The 20,720-nt window shown below is 39.8% G+C and carries 19 protein-coding genes; 6 read left to right on the top strand and 13 right to left on the bottom strand.

Features of this window, described 5'->3' with window-relative positions:
• The first annotated feature begins 3 nt into the window (after positions 1 to 3).
• Positions 4 to 1,017 carry a magnesium and cobalt transport protein CorA gene (locus I5515_RS15330; protein WP_199968335.1) on the top strand — a complete coding sequence of 338 codons (1,014 nt, stop codon included), beginning with the start codon at positions 4 to 6 and terminating at the stop codon, positions 1,015 to 1,017.
• 72 nt (positions 1,018 to 1,089) lie between these two features.
• Here I5515_RS15330 and I5515_RS15325 read toward each other — a convergent pair whose 3' ends face one another.
• The 9 genes from I5515_RS15325 to dxs form a co-directional block, all read right to left on the bottom strand.
• Positions 1,090 to 1,377: a lipid asymmetry maintenance protein MlaB gene (locus I5515_RS15325; protein ID WP_199968334.1), complete on the bottom strand. Its 288-nt coding sequence runs from the start codon at positions 1,375 to 1,377 to the stop codon at positions 1,090 to 1,092.
• A 10-nt stretch (positions 1,378 to 1,387) separates the two neighbouring features.
• Positions 1,388 to 2,029 (bottom strand): phospholipid-binding protein MlaC, encoded by a 642-nt coding sequence (locus tag I5515_RS15320; RefSeq protein ID WP_199968333.1) that lies wholly within the window; start codon positions 2,027 to 2,029, stop codon positions 1,388 to 1,390.
• Positions 2,030 to 2,055: 26 nt separating this feature from the next.
• A complete protein-coding gene (locus I5515_RS15315; protein WP_199968332.1) occupies positions 2,056 to 2,739 on the bottom strand; it encodes an outer membrane lipid asymmetry maintenance protein MlaD in 684 nt (227 codons plus the stop codon).
• Positions 2,739 to 3,515 (bottom strand): lipid asymmetry maintenance ABC transporter permease subunit MlaE, encoded by a 777-nt coding sequence (gene mlaE, locus I5515_RS15310; RefSeq protein ID WP_199968330.1) that lies wholly within the window; start codon positions 3,513 to 3,515, stop codon positions 2,739 to 2,741. The genes I5515_RS15315 and mlaE overlap by 1 nt, the downstream gene beginning before the upstream one ends.
• A complete protein-coding gene (locus I5515_RS15305; RefSeq protein WP_199968328.1) occupies positions 3,512 to 4,330 on the bottom strand; it encodes an ABC transporter ATP-binding protein in 819 nt (272 codons plus the stop codon). The genes mlaE and I5515_RS15305 overlap by 4 nt, the downstream gene beginning before the upstream one ends.
• Before the next feature lie 90 nt (positions 4,331 to 4,420).
• Positions 4,421 to 4,630 carry a hypothetical protein gene (locus I5515_RS15300; protein WP_199968326.1) on the bottom strand — a complete coding sequence of 70 codons (210 nt, stop codon included), beginning with the start codon at positions 4,628 to 4,630 and terminating at the stop codon, positions 4,421 to 4,423.
• 106 nt (positions 4,631 to 4,736) lie between these two features.
• The gene (locus I5515_RS15295; RefSeq protein ID WP_199968324.1) at positions 4,737 to 6,713 is read right to left on the bottom strand and encodes a DEAD/DEAH box helicase; all 1,977 of its coding nucleotides are present in this window, start codon (positions 6,711 to 6,713) and stop codon (positions 4,737 to 4,739) included.
• 408 nt (positions 6,714 to 7,121) lie between these two features.
• Positions 7,122 to 7,952 (bottom strand): inositol monophosphatase family protein, encoded by an 831-nt coding sequence (locus I5515_RS15290; protein ID WP_199968315.1) that lies wholly within the window; start codon positions 7,950 to 7,952, stop codon positions 7,122 to 7,124.
• 117 nt (positions 7,953 to 8,069) lie between these two features.
• A complete protein-coding gene (gene dxs, locus I5515_RS15285; RefSeq protein WP_199968310.1) occupies positions 8,070 to 9,974 on the bottom strand; it encodes a 1-deoxy-D-xylulose-5-phosphate synthase in 1,905 nt (634 codons plus the stop codon).
• Between the two features lie 303 nt (positions 9,975 to 10,277).
• Between dxs and ribA the strand changes: the two genes are divergently transcribed.
• The 3 genes from ribA (at position 10,278) to aroE (ending at position 12,926) form a co-directional block, all read left to right on the top strand.
• Entirely contained in the window at positions 10,278 to 10,880 is a 603-nt protein-coding gene (gene ribA, locus I5515_RS15280; protein ID WP_003653698.1) for a GTP cyclohydrolase II, read from the top strand.
• A gap of 127 nt (positions 10,881 to 11,007) precedes the next feature.
• The gene (hemF, locus tag I5515_RS15275) at positions 11,008 to 11,958 is read left to right on the top strand and encodes an oxygen-dependent coproporphyrinogen oxidase (protein WP_199968309.1); all 951 of its coding nucleotides are present in this window, start codon (positions 11,008 to 11,010) and stop codon (positions 11,956 to 11,958) included.
• A 179-nt stretch (positions 11,959 to 12,137) separates the two neighbouring features.
• The gene (aroE, locus tag I5515_RS15270) at positions 12,138 to 12,926 is read left to right on the top strand and encodes a shikimate dehydrogenase (protein WP_199968308.1); all 789 of its coding nucleotides are present in this window, start codon (positions 12,138 to 12,140) and stop codon (positions 12,924 to 12,926) included.
• Between the two features lie 46 nt (positions 12,927 to 12,972).
• Here the strand turns inward: aroE and I5515_RS15265 are convergent, their stop codons facing one another.
• Positions 12,973 to 15,312, bottom strand: a complete 2,340-nt coding sequence (locus tag I5515_RS15265) for a hypothetical protein (RefSeq protein ID WP_199968306.1) — start codon at positions 15,310 to 15,312, stop codon at positions 12,973 to 12,975.
• Positions 15,313 to 15,566: 254 nt separating this feature from the next.
• On the opposite strand from I5515_RS15265, the gene I5515_RS15260 reads away from it, so the two are divergent.
• Positions 15,567 to 17,390 (top strand): acyl-CoA dehydrogenase C-terminal domain-containing protein, encoded by a 1,824-nt coding sequence (locus I5515_RS15260; RefSeq protein WP_199968304.1) that lies wholly within the window; start codon positions 15,567 to 15,569, stop codon positions 17,388 to 17,390.
• A 75-nt stretch (positions 17,391 to 17,465) separates the two neighbouring features.
• Here the strand turns inward: I5515_RS15260 and I5515_RS15255 are convergent, their stop codons facing one another.
• The gene (locus I5515_RS15255) at positions 17,466 to 18,113 is read right to left on the bottom strand and encodes a hypothetical protein (RefSeq protein WP_199968302.1); all 648 of its coding nucleotides are present in this window, start codon (positions 18,111 to 18,113) and stop codon (positions 17,466 to 17,468) included.
• A gap of 250 nt (positions 18,114 to 18,363) precedes the next feature.
• On the opposite strand from I5515_RS15255, the gene I5515_RS15250 reads away from it, so the two are divergent.
• The gene (locus tag I5515_RS15250) at positions 18,364 to 18,618 is read left to right on the top strand and encodes a PspC domain-containing protein (protein ID WP_199968300.1); all 255 of its coding nucleotides are present in this window, start codon (positions 18,364 to 18,366) and stop codon (positions 18,616 to 18,618) included.
• A gap of 68 nt (positions 18,619 to 18,686) precedes the next feature.
• Here I5515_RS15250 and I5515_RS15245 read toward each other — a convergent pair whose 3' ends face one another.
• Positions 18,687 to 19,787, bottom strand: a complete 1,101-nt coding sequence (locus I5515_RS15245) for an HPP family protein (RefSeq protein WP_199968298.1) — start codon at positions 19,785 to 19,787, stop codon at positions 18,687 to 18,689.
• A 133-nt stretch (positions 19,788 to 19,920) separates the two neighbouring features.
• Entirely contained in the window at positions 19,921 to 20,718 is a 798-nt protein-coding gene (locus I5515_RS15240) for a TIGR03915 family putative DNA repair protein (RefSeq protein ID WP_199968296.1), read from the bottom strand.
• Positions 20,719 to 20,720 lie beyond the last annotated feature (2 nt).

Here is a 20,720-nt window from a genome sequence, read left to right as displayed (position 1 = left end):
CACATGCTTGAAGCCTTTTATGCCACAGAACGCGGAAGTCTGGAAGATGCCACCATCAATGGTGGATTTGATCTACATCCCGAATTAGTCTGGCTTGATCTTATTGCACCCTCGCAAGAAGAGCAACAATGGGTACTAGATGCCTATGACCAAAATTTACCTACAATAAAGTCGCTTGAAGATATTTCATCCTCAGCACGATTTTACCGCGATGATGATGGTATTTTGCATATCAGTACTTATTTTTTAACGAAAAATAAAAACTATCAAGTGGATGGTGATGCAGAAGATTCATCGCATATTTTAGCTATGGTGCAAACGGTCGCATTTATTTTACATAAAGACCGTCTCTTCACGATGCGAGGAGAAAAATTAGTTGCCTTTCGTGCCTTCCGTGCACGCGCTCGTCGAAATGACTATGACATGGACTATAAAGATCCAACATGGATTCTATTAGGTCTTCTTGAAGCAAAGCTCGATGAGCTTGCGGATATCTTGGAAGATATCCACAAAGATTTAGAAAAATACTCCACAGAGGTTCTAAATAATCACCAACGTGAAAAAATTCTAGATCTTGATGACATGATTACACGCCTAGCTCAACAAGAAGATATGCTAGGAAAAGCTCAGCTCTGTTTAATTGATTTACGACGCGTACTGACATTTTTGTCACGCCCTCGCGCTTTAGGTAGTCATATTTACGATGCAGATATTCGAGAACTGAGTGAAGATGTTCGCTCACTCGTAGAACATGATGCCTTCTTATTCCAAAAAGTACGATTCTTGCTTGATACGACCTCTGGATTCATTAATACCGAACAGAATGACACGATCCGTCGATTCTCTATCTTACCAAGTATGTTAGCCCCTCCGATGCTTATTGCCAGCATCTATGGGATGAATACGGAAGTATTACCCTTTGCCCATGGCAAAAGTAGCTTCATAGCAGTTTTATTAATTATTGCTGGCTTCTTTATTGGTCCTATCATTTATTTCCGCTGGAAAAAATGGATCTAAGCTTTGTAATAAAATACGAATCCACAATATAAAAAAGCACCTACATAGAGGTGCTTTTTTATGTCTTGAATATCAGATCAAATGTAGATCTTCCTGCAAATGACAGGCTTGAATAATTTTCAGCATTTTTTCGGGTACATTTTTAAAATGCAAACCAGTTTTTTGTGGAGTCTCTCGCAACCATTGGACTAAAACAGCCAATGCCAAGGTACTACCATGCTCAAGCTCTGTTAAATCTACCACAAGTGGAAAGCTTTGCTGCTTCTTAATGATAGCTAAACCTGCTTGATACTGTTGTTCCGCATTTTCAAAATCAATTTTTCCCGAAACAACCAATTGTTGGTTGAGATACTGAACCACTCGTCACCTACTATTTTTGTTTGTTCTGATTAACAGCAGCATCTGCATCCGGCTGGAATGTTGCAATTGCTTTATTCAAATCGCCGCCATTGCGTTTCACTGTTGCAGCAAACTGATTACGGAACTGTAATCCTAGATCAATACCAGAAACATTGATATTACGGATTTTCCATTGAGTACCTTTATCAGCTAACTGGAAAGATACAGGAATTTTGTCACCGTTGTGACTAAAATCTAATGTCACTACCGGGTTTTTACCCGCAGTTGCCTTGTAAGGACGCATGGTATAGCTTTGATTTGTATATTTAGCAAATGCAGTACCGTAATTTTCAATTAATGTATTACGGAAGTTTGTTTCAAACTGAGCACGTTGTGCCGCTGTACTATACTGATTTGTCGCATAAGTACCCATTACAATACGAGTAAATGCTTGTGAATCAACATACGGGTCTAAATTCTGACGCACGATAGTCTTCACTAATGCTGGATTACTTTGTAATTTTGCATGATCAGTTTTTAAACGACTAATCAAACCATCAGCAACACGCTTGATAAAATCAGGTGGTGCTTCTGAAGGTGCAGCAAATGCTGTACCCACAATCATGGTAGACAAAAGACTTGCTGTCAGCGTTTGTTTAAACAACGTATTCACCAGGAACCACTCCTTCAAATAATCTTTTACTCAACAAATGATGCTTGTGCACTATCTTTATTAGTGCTTGCAGGAGCACTTGCTTCTGTTGAGCCTGAACCGGCAGCAACTTTACCAGCCCCGCCACCCGTAATAAATTTACTAATTAAATCTTCTAAATCCATAGTTCCTTGAGTGTTTGAAATCGTGTCACCTCGTTTCAGGTAGTTGACACCACCGCCTGGTACGACTTTCAAATATTTCTCACCCAACAAACCATTCGTTGCTACCATTATATAAGCATCTTCATCAATACTAGTGATGGAGTTCATGTTACTGGTCAGTTGCTGTTCCATTGCTTTTTGTTGCTCTGGAGAAGCCTGCGTATAATCTGAACTATAACGCAACTCTTCCAGTGCATTTTTCTGAACTTCTTTTAATTGTTCAGAATTGAAACTTGTCAATTTTCCATCCAAACCGAAAGTTACGGTAGCCAAACGCGTAACCGGATCAAGCGTAATTGAATCAACACGACCAATTGTAACACCACTCATTGTTACTTTAGCACGAGGCTTTAGCCCATTGACGTTATCAAACTGAGCCTTCATGGTATAACTATCATTTAAGTTCGTACCGACAAGACCACTGACTTTCATCGCTAAAAAAAACAACGCAATACCGAAGATGATAACAAAGATACCAACGGCCAGTTCACTACTACGTGATTTCATTAAATCCCTCCGAACATGACCGCAGTCAACACGAAATCAAAACCTAAAACACATAATGAAGAATATACAACTGTTCTCGTCATTGCAGTCGCGATTCCTTCTGGAGTTGGATCACATGCATATCCTTGATATACCGCAATCCATGTACATAGCAAAGCAAACACAATACTTTTAATAACGCCATTTACAACATCATGTCCAAATTGCACGTTGTTTTGCATTCCACTCCAGAATGAGCCTTCATCGACGCCAAGAAAATCGACACCTACCATTTTGCCGCCCACAATACCAATCGCAGCAAAAATGACAGATAGCATCGGTAAACTGACCATCCCCGCCCAAAGGCGCGGTGAGACGATTTGTTTTAATGGGTCAACCCCGATCATTTCCATACTGGCAAGCTGTTCACTTTGCTTCATGGAACCAATTTCTGCGGTCAATGCTGAACCTGCGCGGCCAGCAAATAATAAAGCTGCAACTACGGGAGCCAACTCGCGCAATAATGTTAACGACACCATTGTGCCGAGCATTGATTCACTGCCAATATTTACTAAGATTGAATATCCTTGCAAACCCAGTACCAAACCAATAAATAGGCCCGAAACGGTAATAATCAACAAAGACATTACCCCTACCCGATGCATTTGATAAATGAAGCGTCCAAATCCACCAGATGAAGGAAAAGAAAAAACAATCTGTAAGAGCATTAGTGCCGCAACACCAATCCCTCGAATCCGCTCAATAACGAGTCTACCTAACCAGGCAATCGTATTCATGGACGAACCTCGTTATTTAAATAGGCTTGATGACTAAATTGGTATTCAACCGGTCCTTCTGCCGAACCTGTTAAGAATTGGTGTACAAATGGAGAAGCATTATTTTGCAATTCTTCAGGTGTACCCTCTCCCTGAATTTTTCCTTCTGCCACCACATAAATGTAGTCAGCAATCGATAATGTTTCTGCGACATCATGCGAAACAATAATTGTTGTTAAATTTAATGCTTCTCGTAATGAACGAATTAAGCGTGTCAAAACACCCTTTACAATCGGATCTTGACCAGCAAAAGGTTCATCGTACATGATTAAATCTGGATCAAGTGCAATCGCGCGAGCCAATGCTACACGACGATTCATACCACCCGAAAGTTCTGTCGGCATTAATTGCTCAGAACCACGTAGACCCACTGATTCAAGTTTTAATGCAACCAGTTCAGCAATGAGATTTTCAGGAAGCTTAGTATGCGCTCGGATTGGAAACGCCACATTTTCATAAACGGACATATCCGTAAATAGAGCTCCACTCTGAAATAACATTCCCATACGTGCACGGGCGGAAAAAAGTTCCTGACGAGACATTTTGGCAATATCTTTAGCGTCGAGTAAAACTTCCCCCTGATCTGGAACGAGCTGTCCACCAATCAGACGTAATAAAGTTGTTTTACCTGTACCAGAAGGTCCCATAATGGCCGTAATCTGGCCTCGACGTATATTTAAACTAATATTGTCATAAATGACGCGTTCCCCTCGATTAAAACTCAAGTTTTTCACTTCAATAAGCGGTTGAGCCGAGAGAGGAGTTTTATTATTCATAATGGCAATCGTTCCTGCACTTTTATGCACGCATACTATAACACTGAAAATTAGCAAACTTGTTGTAATTTTGACAAAAGCAAATCTAACTTATTTTATAGAAATAGAAGAAGTATATTCGTAAAAAGAGGTCAACTCAAAAGCCTGGAATTGCTCAACAGAACTTCCATTTATAAAAGCGTAGGCGAAATAAACCCCATTACACAAAATAAGTGCAATAAAAAGATAAGGCAAACCATGCTGGACCAAAAGGTTCTTCAATTGCGCCATTATTGTTAGTTTTCGCTTATTTCTACTCATTATTTAATAAAAAATTGAACCAATTCACATTTTGTTAGTTTATAACAAAACTGAAAAATAAAAAAGGCCAGTATTTTTACTGGCCTTTTTTCAAACTAAATATTGATTAGCGGTCGAATTTACGACGCGGTGGTTTATCATCAAAGCTACGACGCGGACGATCTTCACCACCAAAGCTACGTTTTGGACGATCATCACCACCGCCAAACGCTGGACGTTCACCACGTGGTTTATCATCGAAGCTACGACGCGGACGATCTTCACCGCCGAATGCTGGACGCTCGCCACGTGGTTTGTCATCAAAACTACGACGTGGACGATCTTCACCACCAAAGCTACGTTTTGGACGATCATCACCGCCGAATGCTGGACGCTCGCCACGTGGTTTGTCATCAAAACTACGACGCGGACGATCTTCACCACCAAACGCTGGACGCTCGCCACGTGGTTTGTCATCAAAGCTACGACGTGGACGATCTTCACCACCAAAGCTACGTTTTGGACGGTCACCAAAACCACCTTCACGACGTGGTTTATAATCTACGCGGTTACCACGGTTGTCATCATTCGAGTCAAAACGCGGTTTATCATTGAAACCACCTTCGCGACGTGGACGATCTGAACTGAACTCACGACGTGGACGATCTTCAAAACCGCCTTCACGACGTGGACGGTCTGAATTGAACTCGCGACGCGGACGATCTTCACCACCAAACGCTGGACGCTCACCACGTGGTTTGTCATCGAAGCTACGACGTGGACGGTCATCACGACCACCTTCACGGCGTTTGAAGTTGCTTTCGCCTTCAAAACGACGACCGCCACCGAAACCGCCGCCACTACGACGACCATCACGGCTACCGCCATTACCACCACGACCACGACCACCGCCATCACGACCTGAACGAGCAGGAGGTGGAGATGGCTCTAAGCCTTCAATTTCAGAAACACTTAAACGCGCTTCTAAATATTCTTCAAGTGCACGGATCTTACCGCGTTCACGATAAGTCGCTAAAGTAATTGCTTGACCAGTACGACCAGCACGACCAGTACGACCAATACGGTGTACATAATCTTCATGCTTCATTGGAAGACCGAAGTTAATTACGTGAGAAATAGTCGGTACGTCAAGACCACGAGCAGCAACGTCAGTTGCAACTAAGATTTTTGCACGACCTTCACGAATACTACGTAAACGACGGTTACGAACTGTTTGTGGCATTGCACCATGAAGTGCAACAACAGAGTGACCTGCTTCAGCAAGTTCTTCTGCCAACATATCTGTATCTTCTTGCGTGCTAGCAAAAACAACAGCTTGATCTAAGTTTTCATCACTTAACCAATGGGTAAGTAATTTTTTCTTATGTTCAAAGCCATCAGTCCAATGCAATGTTTGCGTAATATCTGTATTGGTTGAATGACCTGTTTCAATTGCGATACGCATAGGATCTTTCATCATGCATGATGCAAGACGAATGATACGATCAGCAAATGTTGCAGAGAACATTAATGTTTGTTTACGGTTAGCAGCTAATTCGCTGATTGCTTCTAGGTCTTCAGAGAAACCTAGGTCAAGCATACGGTCCGCTTCATCAACGATTAAAGCATCTACTTGATCTAATTTAATTTGACGACGATTCACCAAGTCAAGTAAACGACCAGGTGTTGCAACAACAACTTGCGCGCCTTTTAATTGTTGAATTTGTTTTGCAAATGGCATACCGCCCATAATTGCAGCAATACGAACACCTTTCATGTGACGTACAAGTGCAATTGCGTCTTGACTTACTTGCTGTGCCAATTCACGAGTTGGTGAAATTACCAAGATATTCGGTTGAGTCACTGCTTTCATACGGTCTTTGAACGGTACAACAGTCTCTTGACCAGCTAAAGCATTTAATGTTGGGAGTAAGAATGCAGCTGTTTTACCAGAACCAGTTTGGCTTGATACGAGAAGGTCTTTACCTTCTAAAGCAGCAGGAATTGCTTGTTCTTGCACAGGAGTCGGGGCAGTAAAACCTAAACCTTCAAGCGCTTGTTGTAAGGTTTCATGCAAAGAAAATTCGGCAAAAGTTTTGCTCATAGAGAGTTTCACCCTTGTGGGTGCTCCATTTTTAATAAATACAAAAAAATAGACATCGGCAAAAAGCGGCAAAGCAAAATTAGCTGAACGTTTTTTTCAGCAGCAATCCGAGTAACGACGATGTGGACTAAACGCACGCTTGATTACGGCCGAACCTGAAGAATCGCTGAGCGATTGGGGCGCAAGTAATGGTCCTCTCTATGGACAGCGTGCGCTTACAATGAATAGAACAGAATGTTCAGGTAATGAACGGAAATTTAAGTGCGTTGGCGGATTATAGCAGAAATAATTTAAAAGTCACCTGTTTTAATCAACTTTGTTCATATTTCTTAAATTAATGTAATTTTACTCTTTACTTAAAAAATAAAACCCTCTGATTAAAGAGGGTTTTATTTATAACAAACTAAATTATTTTGCAGCTTTATCCCAAGCTGGAACAACAGTTTGCATTAAAGGTTTTAGCAGTTTAAGCGAACATGCAAGTACTTGACCATTTTCAAATGAGTTATTACCGCCACGTGCGTCAACAACTACACCACCCGCTTCTTTAAGAATAAGTTCACCAGCAGCAATATCCCATGGCTTTAAACCAAGCTCAAAGAAACCATCAAAACGACCAGCAGCTACATATGCTAAATCTAGAGCAGCTGAACCGCCACGACGGATTTGTGCACCAGCTTGAGTAACCGCTAATAAAGATGCGAAGTGCTGCTCTGCATAAGATACGATTTCGCCAGCACGTTTAGCACGGTAAGGGTGACCTACGGCCAAGAAAGTATTTTCTAAAGTATCTTTTACGTTGGCACGAATACGGCGTTGATTCATCACTGCACCGCGACCACGGCTAGCAGAGAATAACTCATCACGCACTGGATCATAGATTACGCCGTGTTGAGTCACACCTTTATGCTGAACTGCAATAGAAATACAGAAATGAGGGAAACCATTAATAAAGTTTTGTGTGCCATCAAGCGGGTCAATTACCCAGCACCACTCTGCATCATGGCCTTTGCCTTCTTGCAAACCAAACTCTTCACCTAAGAAGCTATGGTTTTTATAACTTTTACGTAACGTATCAATCGCTAACTGTTCTAAATAACGATCTACACGTGTTACCGGCCCATCAATGCCTTTCTCTTCAACTTGTAAATCGAGTTTATGACGATTTTGATGCGCTTTTAAAAGCTCTTGACCAACTGTTTGAGCCGCACGCGCAGCCATAACCACCATAGGTTCCATTGAACACCCACTAGACAAATTTGAAGATTTTGACAAAGAATAATGCATAAAAGCGCAGATATTTTAGCAAATATATGCGCTTTTAGGGGGAAAATGTTTCAAAAATTTTATTGAGGGTTAAACGACCTGGTTTAACTTGAGCCAAACTTTCTCAATTGAGTTCAAAATACCTTTAGCATCCAACCCACAGTCTTGCAGCATTTGTCCGTGTGAAGCCTGTTGTAAGAACAAATCTGGCAAGCCTAAATTAATGATAGGTTTCACAATTTGTTCTTGAGCCATGAACTCATTGACAGCGCTACCTGCGCCACCCATAACGGCATGCTCTTCAACCGTTACAAATAAATGAGTATGTTCAGCTAAGCCACGAATAATTTTTTCATCTAAAGGTTTCACGAACCTCATATTTACAACACGCACGCCCACATCATGTTTTTGTGCAAATTGTTCAGCAGCCTCTATAGCAACCATTACTCGGCTACCAAATGCCAAAATTGTAATCTGCTCTTCACGGCCAGTCTTTATTTCAGCAACGATTTCAGCTTTACCTAATTCAATAGCGGTCAACTCTTGCTGAATCTCAACGCCTACTCCTGCACCACGTGGATAACGTACTGCTGCTGGTCCATTGTAAGCGTAGGCTGTATGAAGCATCTGACGGCATTCATTTTCATCTTTTGGCGCCATGATCACAATATTTGGAACTGTACGCATGTATGCATAATCATATGCACCTGCGTGAGTTGGACCATCTTCACCAACCAAACCTGCACGGTCAATCCCGAAAGTCACATCAAGGTTTTGTAATGCAACATCATGAATAAGCTGATCGTAACCACGCTGCAAGAACGTCGAATAGATTGCAACAACAGGTTTTAAACCTTCACAAGCCATTCCTGCTGCAAGTGTTACAGCATGCTGTTCAGCAATCGCAACATCAAAAAATCTCTGTGGAAACTCTTTAGCAAACTGAACCATGCCTGAGCCTTCACACATCGCTGGTGTGATCGCGAGTAGACGCTCATCTTGCGCCGCCTCATCACATAACCACTGACCAAATACATCAGAATATTTAGGTGGTGTTTTGCCTGCTGAGGTTGCATTAATTTTGCTAATTGCATGATAGGTAATCGGATCTGCTTCTGCAGGAATAAAACCTTTACCCTTTTTAGTGTAGACGTGTACTAAACGTGGCCCTTTACGCTTCTTTAGAGCATTAAATACTTGAGCCAGTTGGTTTACGTCATGCCCATCAAATGGACCAAAGTAATCAAAACCAATTGCTTTAAATAAATTATCTGCAGCATCTGTTGCTGATTGATGCAAACGCGAGTTATACGTCCATTTTGGATGTGGCTGTATATATGCTTCGCCATCTTCATTAACGTTAACTAAATGGCCTTTTTCCCAAATTGCGGCCAAATGTTTAGCAAAACCACCTGTACTACAAGAAATTGACATGTCATTGTCATTGAGTACAACAATTAAATCGGCATTATGTGCAACAGCATCGTTCATGGCTTCAAATGCCATACCTGCTGTCATTGCACCATCACCCACGATACAAACGACTTCACATGGATCGTTTTGATAACGACGTGCTAACGACATTCCCAGACCAGCTGAAATTGCTGTTGATGAATGTCCTACACCGAATGTATCGAAAACTGATTCTTCTCTGGCTGGAAATGCTGCTAAACCATTTTTAGAACGAATCGTCGTCATTTGTTCACGACGACCTGTCAGGACTTTGTGCGGATACGCCTGATGTCCTACATCCCAAACTAATCGGTCATTTGGAGTATTAAAACAATAATGCAGCGCAACAGTCAGCTCAACCACGCCGAGATTAGCACCGAAATGGCCACCACTCTGGCCTGCTGCATATAAAATATATTGACGCAACTCATCAGCCACTTGAACCAATTGACTATGCTCGAGCTGACGTAATTGTTGAGGATGATCAATTGCATCTAACAATGGCGTAACAGGGCGTTGAGTTGGAATTTCGGTATACAACATATGTGGCAAAGCCTTTATAAGCCTGGCAAATCCTAAGCTGGGTCAAAATGGGTCGATCATACAATCGAATGAAGTCACCTTCAATCAGCCACATTTGCGAACGAGGTCATGCAGAGCAGTCTCTCATACAGTATGGGTATGGTTGGCAGATTATCCTGAATAATCTGACTATTTATCAACTATTATCGTCTTCTTTATACAAAAAAGAAAACCTTCATTCGCAAAATCATTATGACAATTCGACCAATCTCCCAGCATTACGCTATACTTTAAACCGTTTTCGGTTAAAAGATGAGTTAATCTGTGCCTATAGAGTTCATTGCAACATCAAAACTTCCGACCGCTTTTGGTGAATTCAATATTTCTGTGTTTCAAGATCCAGTATCAGGTGAAGAACATGTGGCACTTTCTAAAGGATTAGAAAATCCACCCACAGGTCCTGTTTTGGTCCGTGTTCATTCAGAATGCTTAACAGGTGATGCCTTTGCATCATTAAAATGTGACTGCGGCCCGCAATTACAGGCAACTCAAAAGCTCATTAACGAGGCAGGGCAAGGCGTTATTTTATATTTACGTCAAGAAGGCCGTGGAATTGGACTTACCAATAAAATTCGCGCTTACGCTTTACAAGATCAAGGTCATGACACCGTAGATGCGAATTTACTTTTAAATTTACCTGCTGATGCACGTCGTTACGACATGTGTAGCATCATGCTAGATCACTTAGCGGTGAAAGAAGTTAAATTAATTACTAATAATCCTTTGAAAATTCAGGCACTCAAGGATCAAGGAATTAATGTGGTTGACCGCGTTCCTTTAACGGTTGGACGCAACCCTTTTAATGAGCAGTATTTAAAAACTAAACGTGAACGCATGGATCACCTTTACCAAAAAGATGATTTTTAAATCCCCAAAAAATTAAAAAAAGTAATCGTAAGGGATTTTGAGACATTTCTCAAAAATCCCTTACTTTTTTTATGGTTTTGTGTTTTGATGTATCTATCTCCTATCTCAATCATCTTTGAGGGTCACTATGCAACATCCGACTTCCACAGATATTCAACGTGTCCGCGAATTTCTCCTCGATTTACAAGCCCGTATATGTGCTGGTTTAGAACAACAAGAAAAAAATGGCGGCGGTACGGGTGAATTCATTATTGATGATTGGGAACGCCCTGAAGGTGGCGGTGGCCGTTCACGTGTTCTACAAAATGGAACAGTGATTGAAAAAGGTGGTGTGATGTTTTCTCACATCAACATTAGCAAACTTCCCGCTTCTGCAACAGAACGTCACCCTCAAATTGCGGGTGCTAAAGCTCAAGCGCTTGGCGTGTCGTTAGTCATTCACCCTAAAAACCCCAATATTCCCACTTCTCATGCCAATGTACGTCTCTTTGTGGCAGAGCCTGAAGGACAAGACCCTATTTGGTGGTTTGGTGGCGGGTTCGACTTAACACCGTTCTATCCAGATGAACAAGATGTTATTGATTGGCATCAAGCTGCTTATGACCTATGTCAGCCTTTTGGTAGCAATGTTTATGCGGAACATAAGAAATGGTGTGATGACTATTTCTATTTAAAACATCGTGATGAACAACGTGGTGTCGGTGGTTTATTTTTTGATGATTTAAATCAATGGGATTTTGAAACCTGCTTTAAATATATTCAGGCTGTAGGTAATGGTTATTTAAATGCAATCCTACCAATTTTTGAAAAACACCGCGAACAACCTTATACCGAAGCTCAACGAGAGTTCCAGCTTTACCGTCGTGGCAGATATGTCGAATACAACTTAGTCTATGACCGCGGAACATTGTTTGGCTTACAGACAGGTGGACGTATCGAATCTATTTTAGTGAGCTTACCTAATCTTGCAGGTTGGTCATATCGTCCTGAATGGGATGAAGATTCGCCAGAAAAACGTCTCACCGACTATTACCTAAAACCACGTGACTGGTTAAATCTAAAAGAAAAAGTCGCTTAATTTCTTGCTTTTCGGAGATTCTTTGGCTTCCACCCTAAAGAATCTCCTTTTTTATTTTCAACACTATTGTTTCTATTCAAATATTTTTTCTTATTTCAAATTGTCTTATAGTGAGGCCTACTGAATATTCAGTATAGGTTTTATCTGCTTCATGCCATTTTAAAATTTTGGATATAAGAATGACCAAACAGTTTGCAGTAATTGGCAACCCGATCGAACAATCACGCTCTCCTGAATTACACCATGCTTTCGCAAAAAAAACAGGTGTTGACCTGAAATACAGCAAGCGTCTCGCACCACTCGATGGTTTTGAGCCCAGCATGCGTAATTTCTTCTCTGAAGGCGGAATTGGCATGAATGTTACTGTTCCGTTTAAAGAGCAAGCTTTCGCCCTATGTGATGTGTTAACCGAGCGTGCTCAAATTGCGAAAGCGGTCAATACTTTATGGATGCAAAACGGCAAGCTACACGGCGACAATACTGATGGGCAAGGCTTAGTCGCCGCGATTCAAGCTTTAGATTGGAAGCTAGAAAATACTACTATTTTAATTTTAGGCGCTGGTGGCGCAACTCGTGGGGTAATCTATCCACTTGTACAGGCCGGTGCAAAGAAGATTGTGATTGCAAATCGTACTCTAGCTCGTGCTGAACAACTTGTAGCAGACTTAGAATCAGCAGTTCCGCAAGCTCAATTACAAGCAGTTGCTTTAAATGACCTAGAAGGGAAATTCGATATTGTCATTAATGCAACATCTGCAAGCCTCTCTGGTGATGCATTACAATTACCAGAAAATTTAGAATTTAAATATGCCTACGAAATGGCTTATGGCAAACCCTCTAGCTTTCTTGAGCAAGCTAAACAACGCAATGTGCCATATTCTGAAGGTTTTGGTATGTTAGTCGGTCAAGCCATTGAATCTTTTTCTATCTGGAATGGTGTAAGACCTGAATTAAAAGATTTTCTGTAAAACAAAAAGAACCTACTTAAAGTAGGTTCTTTTTTTGGCTCATCTATTATTTTTTAGCTGTAACCATCTGCTTATAAACATCTCGGAAAATCTCATAATCAATAAACTCATTATGTTCAGGTTTTAAATTCTGAATTGTTTTTCCCGTAAGCTGCTGTTTACGTGCAGCAACATACACCTTCCCTAAAATATCAGCCGTTTGTGACAACAATGGTTTTTCTTCAGCAGAAGCACCATTTTTCTGTTCAAATTCTAATTGATATTTTTTTGAGAAAAGCTGCTCAGGCTGCTTATATTGTTGCTGTAATTTTTGCCATGCTTCACGCCCTGCCTTACCTTGTATTGTTGTAATCACAATATGGTCTACAGCACGACCTAAATTATTATCAAATTGGTCTTCTTGCTCAAGATGATGTTTTTTCTGCAATGCCTCGATACGCTCTAAAGCCTTACCTTGAGGATTATAGGTTTCTTCTTCAGAGAACCAGTAAGCATAAACTTCGGCAATTTCTTGCAACTGTTGGACTGAATAATAATTAATATATGACGGCTTTTCAGCAGTCAATTTTGCAATAAACACAGCTTTATACGTTTTGTCATAGGCACGTGTCGCATCATAGGTTTTATCGGCCAATAGAGCCAAACTCGAATCTAGATCTTGTACATCGCTATGTGAGCCAACTGGATGTTCAGAAACATCACTCTGGCCAAGTTTTTCGCTGAAACCTTTTACGAAGTTTTCAAATAAAGAACCCTTACTTGCTTCTGCGACTGACTTAGCTTGTTTAAGTTGCTGTTGATCAATTGAAGTTGCTTTACCATAATTCAGAATTTGCATGTCTGCTTTAATATTAAAGCGATGGTTAAATTCAGTAGGTGTATAAGCAATATCGTAATCTGCGTTGACTAAACGGCCTTTTTCATCAAGTCCAACATCAATCGTAATTGGATTTCTTTGTTTTGGTAAAGCCTGTTCAATCTCTGCTTTATGTTTTAACCACAAAGCTTTGAATGCGTCATCATTCACAAACTGGCTCTGATCATAAGCTGCAAAAGTTTGTTTTAGTGCAGCTCGACGAGCTTTAATCTGATTTTTTTCGGTATTTACAGCACTACGATCAAGCACATCAATATCGTAAATTTGACAGTAATTAATATCACCTAATGCGACTGGTTTCTTAAGAGTTTGTAATTCAAGACACTGCTCTTGTGTAAGTGTAGCTACGTCTTCATCTTGCGCAGTTGGCTCGGCATCTGCTACAGCAGCATCTTCAGCATGAGCTGAATCAGAAGCCTCGCCTGCCGCTGCTTCTTGTGTTGCACTTCCTTGTTCTTCATCACCCTCCTCAGAAGCCAATGTATTGCCAAAGTGAGCATTAATCAGTGAATAAAGTTGTTGGCTAACTGCTGCTGCATCTTCAGAAGAAACTTTCTGTTTCTTTGCACCATCCGCTTTTTTCTTAGCTTCCGAAGCTGTCGGTTCAGTTGCTATAGATTCAGCAATCTTTTGGTCATCAAACCCTAAAACATTTTTTTGCAAATATTTCTCATTGACTTGACCATAGAGTTCCGATTGCAACAATAATTCTTCAACCGTATCTTTTAAACGAATTTTTTCTACAATTCCCGCTTTGCGGTCAGCATCGGTAATGGATAAACGCTGTAAATTTTGTGGTTCAGCCAAACGATAAGATACCGCACTAGAAGCCTTAGCATATTCAACAAACTTCTTCATATCGACGTTTGTAAACAGATTTTTATACTTTGAAAAATCGACATACGCCAAGTTATTTTGATTATCTTTATTAACCAGATAAGGCATTAATCCGAAATAATTGACGTAAAATTTATAGTCTTTCAGATCAAGTACCATTGGCAATTTTGCCTGCACCAACAAGGTCGGTTTTTCATATCGTGCAGTGAGATTTAGAGACCCCATTTTTTGACGATAATGAACTGAGCCATCGTAACTAAATTGGAGATCATTTAATAAGTTAATTAATACGGCATTTACTTTTTCTGAACGTGGTTCACTAGATACACCCGAAACAGATTGCTCATTTGCAATTGCAGCATAAAGTGCCTGCTTCTGTTTTTTATTCAAATTAATTTTTTGTTCACGTAAATATTGATCTACTTTTTTTTGCACTTCCGCATCAAGCTGAGCCGTTTTCTCTACAGTGCTTACTTTCTTGGGCTGATTTGAATCAACATTAACTTTAAAATGCCCACGGTAGTCATAGCTTGGGTATTCATACATTGCATTCATACCCTGAATGACTTTTTGATCTAGGTTGGCAGATGGCACTGACGGGCGTAGGTTATGCTGCGCGCACGCGGTCAAACCCAAACTAAATAAACATAAACTGAGATATTTTAAATGCATAACCTTTTTAAAACCTTATAGCTTTATATTTTTAGCAAAACTTGCTAAAAATATAAAATAGTTGTTATTTCACATAAAAGTATAAGTCCTGAATGTAGCAGAAAATGTATTTTCAGGTGTATTTATTTTCGACAAAATTCGCTTTTCTGACACTTCTTTCAGATGTGATTATCATTGTATTTTTATCAAGTGAGTGAATAATCAAATCATCGATTCAGATAATCCCACAATGATTCAAAATTAGGATTAAAGCCATGCCAGCATATAAAGCTCCGCTACACGATATTCGTTTCTTAATGAATGAAGTATTAGATTATCCTGCTCACTATAAAACTTTATCGAATGGTGAAAATGCAGACCCAGATACAGTTGATATGATTCTTGAAGGTGCGGCTGATTATTGTGAAAACGTATTGTCGCCACTTAACCAATCTGGTGATGAAGAAGGTTGCCATTTTGACAACGGCGAAGTAACTACACCTAAGGGCTTTAAAGAAGCTTATGACCAGTTCGTAATGGGCGGTTGGCAAGGTCTTTCTTATCCAGAAGAATTTGGTGGTCAAGGCCTACCAATGTCATTAAATCTGATTAAATCAGAAATGATGGGTACTGCAAACTGGTCATTTACAATGTACCCTGGCTTAAGTTCAGGTTGTATGAACACCATTTTGCAATTCGGTACCGATGAGCAAAAACAAACCTATATGCCTAAACTTGTTGAAGGAACTTGGAGCGGCACAATGTGCTTAACCGAGCCTCAATGTGGTACAGACTTGGGACAAGTTAAAACTAAAGCTGAACCTCAAGCAGATGGCACTTATAAAATCTCTGGTACAAAAATTTTCATTTCTGCCGGTGAACATGACTTAACTGAAAATATTATTCACATTGTGCTTGCACGTCTTCCAGATGCGCCTGCTGGTACTCGTGGTATTTCATTATTTATCGTGCCTAAATTCATCCCTACTGCTGATAGTGGTATCGGTGAACGTAATGCTGTGACCTGTGGTTCAATCGAACACAAAATGGGGATCCGAGCTTCTGCAACTGCTGTATTGAACTTTGATAATGCAACTGGTTATTTAATCGGTGAGGTTAACAAAGGCCTACATGCAATGTTTACCTTCATGAATACAGCACGTATTGGTACTGCTGTTCAAGGTATTGCACACGCCGAGTTATCTTTCCAAGGTGCGCTACCTTATGCGAAAGATCGTATGTCTATGCGTGCCCTTTCTGGTAAAAAAGACCCAGACAAAGTTGCAGATGCAATCATTCACCATGCTGACGTACGTCGCCTGTTGTTGACTCAAAAAGCAATTGCCGAAGGTGGTCGTTCAATGATCTATCATGCTGCAAAACTTGCAGACAAAATGACAGATGCATTAACTCGTGGCGACCAAACTGCTTATGAAGAATATGATGACAAACTTGGTTTCTATACACCAATTTTGAAAGGTTTCTTAACTGAACTTGGTTTAGAAGCTACAAACAACGGTATGCAAGTTTACGGCGGTCATGGCTACATCAAAGAATGGGGTATGGAACAAATCGCTCGTGATGCTCGTATCTCAACACTATACGAAGGTACAACAGGCATTCAAGCCCTTGACTTGATTGGTCGTAAAGTATTGCTTAGCTCAAAAGGCAAAGTAGTTCGTGACTACACTGCTGAAATCTTAAAATTCTGTGCTACGCACGCACGTAATAAATACTTACGTCGTTTTGCTTGGGATTTAACTAAGCTTTGTGCTCAGTGGAACACTTTAACTGTTCGTATCATGCTTGCTGCGCGTAAAGACCGTGACATCGTATCTTCTGCTTCTGTAGACTTTTTGATGTTCTCTGGTTATGTGATGATGGCTTACTTCTGGGCACAGCAAGCAGTCATCGCTTCTGAGAAACTTGAAGCAGGTGACGGTGCAGAAACACCTGAATTCTATAAAGCAAAAATCAAAGTCGCAGACTTCTACTTTGACCGTATGTTACCTCGTACCCAAGGTCATGCAGAGTCAATGGTAACCAGCTCTCGCACATTAACATCATTACCAGTTGAACACTTTAGCTTCGACTACTAATGATTTTTAAATAGTGAAACAAAAAGAGCGCAATTCATATTGCGCTCTTTTTTTATTCAAGTAAAAATTTAATATTTATTCTTTAGTTAAAACATAAGACTGGTTTGGAACAAAATAGTTTTGCTCTAAAAATTCACGATTTTTACCATAATCACTATAAAACACTTTTTCTAGATTCATCACCAATCTTTTGTTTGAATCAAAATTAAAATAAAAATTAACTTTAGATAAAGGACATTCAATGGTTAACTCATGCTCTCTTTTATCTACCTTCCAGTTTAAAGAAGGGCATAATTCATTTACAGCGGCGCTTTTAGCCCCATCTTTACTTCCCACACGGCCAAAATGAATAACATTCCAATAAGCCGATCCGTTGGGTAATAAATTTAAAATGTACTCTGCTTCTCCAGATTCACAATCGGCAAAAGCATCCTTACATGAAATTCGGGTGTGATATCGCCCTACATATTGCAATGAAAGTGCGCTTAATTTTTTGGTTTGATCTAAATTTTCTTCAGGTAAAAAAGTACGTCCCGCCACATAGTCTAATGTTTTTGTAGATGTACTATTTTTTATTAAATTTTCTTCGTGAGTAGAATTAGAGCTTGCACTAGAGTGATCTTGTGAGTTGGTATGATTTATATCGCAAGCACTAAGTGTCAAGCACATCACGGCTACTACAACCAAATGCTTAACTAAAAACCTAGACCGCTTCAAAGACATATACATTATTCACAGTTAACAGCAATAGCCATGTTTAGATTGACTTCAGGCACTAGCCAACTGCTGCCATAAACCTTTAAGCCCTGAAAAGGTGCATTTTAATTGATGTTGGTTTCCTTCATCCCAATCCTTTACATATTTTAACCATTTTACTTTTAAGAGGACTTTAAACCCTTTATTTCGTCTCCATATTTTTATTAAGCAAGAGCACAATAGCTTCTTGTAATTATTTATCTTTAAGGAGAATTAGATGGCCAGTTCTGGTTTATATCGCTCGAACCGACACAGCATGATCGCCGGTGTAATGGGTGGTATTGCTGAACGTTTTGGTTGGAACGTGACTTTATTACGCATCATTTTTGTTTTGATCTCAGTTATGAGTGCGGCCTTTCCAGGAATTTTAGTTTATTTAGTTTTATGGTTAGTCATTCCGAAAAAACAGCCAGAACATATTGAAGGCTATCGTACCTCCGTTCGAACTGTACACGAAGAACAAACACGTTAATTAATTTTGGTCGCTACGGTTGCATCCCCTAATCAACCGTAGCTTTTTTTTGCCTATTTTTTTATAGCTTATATTTTACGGTTCAACTGTTGTTGTAACGCAGCAATCATATCTGCACGGCTGATCATTCCTATCAACTTCCGCTCTTCAACCACAGGAATATAGTTAAACGACTTTTCAACAAAGTAAGGCGTAAGGTCTTGAATCGGCTGAGTTGGTCCTACAGTTACTACTCTATGGCTCATAATCTGTTTCACATAATGCTGCCAAGAGTTTCTTGGATCTGTCGCTCCTTTAAACCATTCAACGACTTCATATAAAGCCAAAGTGCCAACTAAATGATTTTCTGCATTTACTACAGGCAAACTCATTAAATTACCCTGCTTGAATTTATCAAGTGCCTGATGAATATCATCATCTTCATGTAACTTAATCACATCACGACTCATAATATCCTGACAGGTATATTGGTTAATCATGCGTTCATTAGCATGTTCCTGAGCATCTAAAATGATTTTTTCTAGGTCGTATTGGCTAATATCGAGCAATTCAGTGTGATGATCTAAAGCATATTCAATATCTTTAGGTTGAATTGATACTTTTTGAGTGGGTGTCGGATCTTTACTACGATCATTAAGATGAGCAGTAACTGGATAATGCCGTCCAATTAATCGATTAAAAAAGATCGCAAACCCGAGTAAAAGTAATGAGTTGAGTAAAACTGGATAAAAGATGAAATAAAAGCCTAATTTATGAATTGCTGCACCACCCAAGACAGCCGTAATCGCGACTGCCCCGCTCGGTGGATGTAAAGAGTCTGTGGTCATCATCAAAAATATGGCAAAGCCCACAGCCACACTAAAAGCAGTGGTTAAATCAGGAATCCATTGTGCGCAAGCGACGCCGATAATTCCAGCAAGAGTATTACCGACAAGCACATTCCATGGTTGAGCCAATGGACTGGTTGGCACGGCAAATAAGAGAACTGACGAAGCACCCATGGGTGCAATGTACCAAGCATTAATTCCACCTAGAACATACCAGCTAATTAAGGAAGAAATTGCTAAACCACACAGTGCTCCAATACCGCAAAGCAACCGTTCTTTTAAAGGTAAAACTTTAAAATTTGGTTTTAAAATCTGTAACCATTCTCGCTGTATAACACTCACAGTACACCTTTGGGGATATGCCGTCATTTATAACGGGCAAAAGTATACGCTCAAAGTCCTATAAAGTGCATTTAAATTATATCTTTAAACAACAATAAAACGTCTTAAAAATAATATTTATTATTTTAATGCCTTAATATTCAATCAATTTTTCATTTAAGTAACGCCAGTACCGTTTTGGTAAATATTGCACATGAAGTTTTATATTTTGACGCTCCGCAATATTAATACTTTTAAAATAATCCTTCCAAAGCTGGTCATACAAGACTTCTTGCTCATCTAGCTCAAGCTGAAAGCTTTGGCTCATTCCATTTTTTAAATTATGGTCGACTTCAGAGGCTTCGAGTGAAACTTCATGTACTTCTCTTAAGTCATAATAAATACCAAACTTACGTTGCTCATCATAAATCAACCACCGCTGATCTTGATAACGTCTTTTAAAATGGGGCTGAATCAGTGGTAAAACATTAAAATCAGGTCGAACCAAACTTAGAAAAAGCTCATCTTTAGTTTTTTTAAATCGAATAAAAGCTTCCATTCGATGCTTCTCTCGCCCGACCTTTTTCGTCCACTGTGCAATTGCTAAAACACTAGGATTTGAATAATCTTTCTCTACAGAAACATGACTACTAAACACATAAATACAGTAGTTAAATAGATGCTGATAGGCATCTAAAGATTCAGATAAATAGGCAAAATAAAACTGTCTTAACGAAGCGGATGAAAGCTTTTTTTGTAGTGCCGACCAAACACGTTCTGCATGTTGCTCGTTACTTGAAATCTCAATTTTATCGGCGAATAAGCCATGTTGAGCTGCATCATTCAAACAGAGTTTGACCTGTAATTCTTTGAATTGAAATGCACGAAAAACACAACTCAGTAGCCCCACCATTGAACCATCAAAATAATAAGCGACCTCATCATTAAACACGG

The organism is Acinetobacter calcoaceticus, assembly GCF_016508255.1.
Taxonomy (GTDB): Bacteria; Pseudomonadota; Gammaproteobacteria; order Pseudomonadales; family Moraxellaceae; genus Acinetobacter; species Acinetobacter calcoaceticus_E.
The sequence above is the reverse complement of the archived record's forward strand: the minus strand, read 5'-3'. Positions and strand labels throughout refer to the sequence as shown.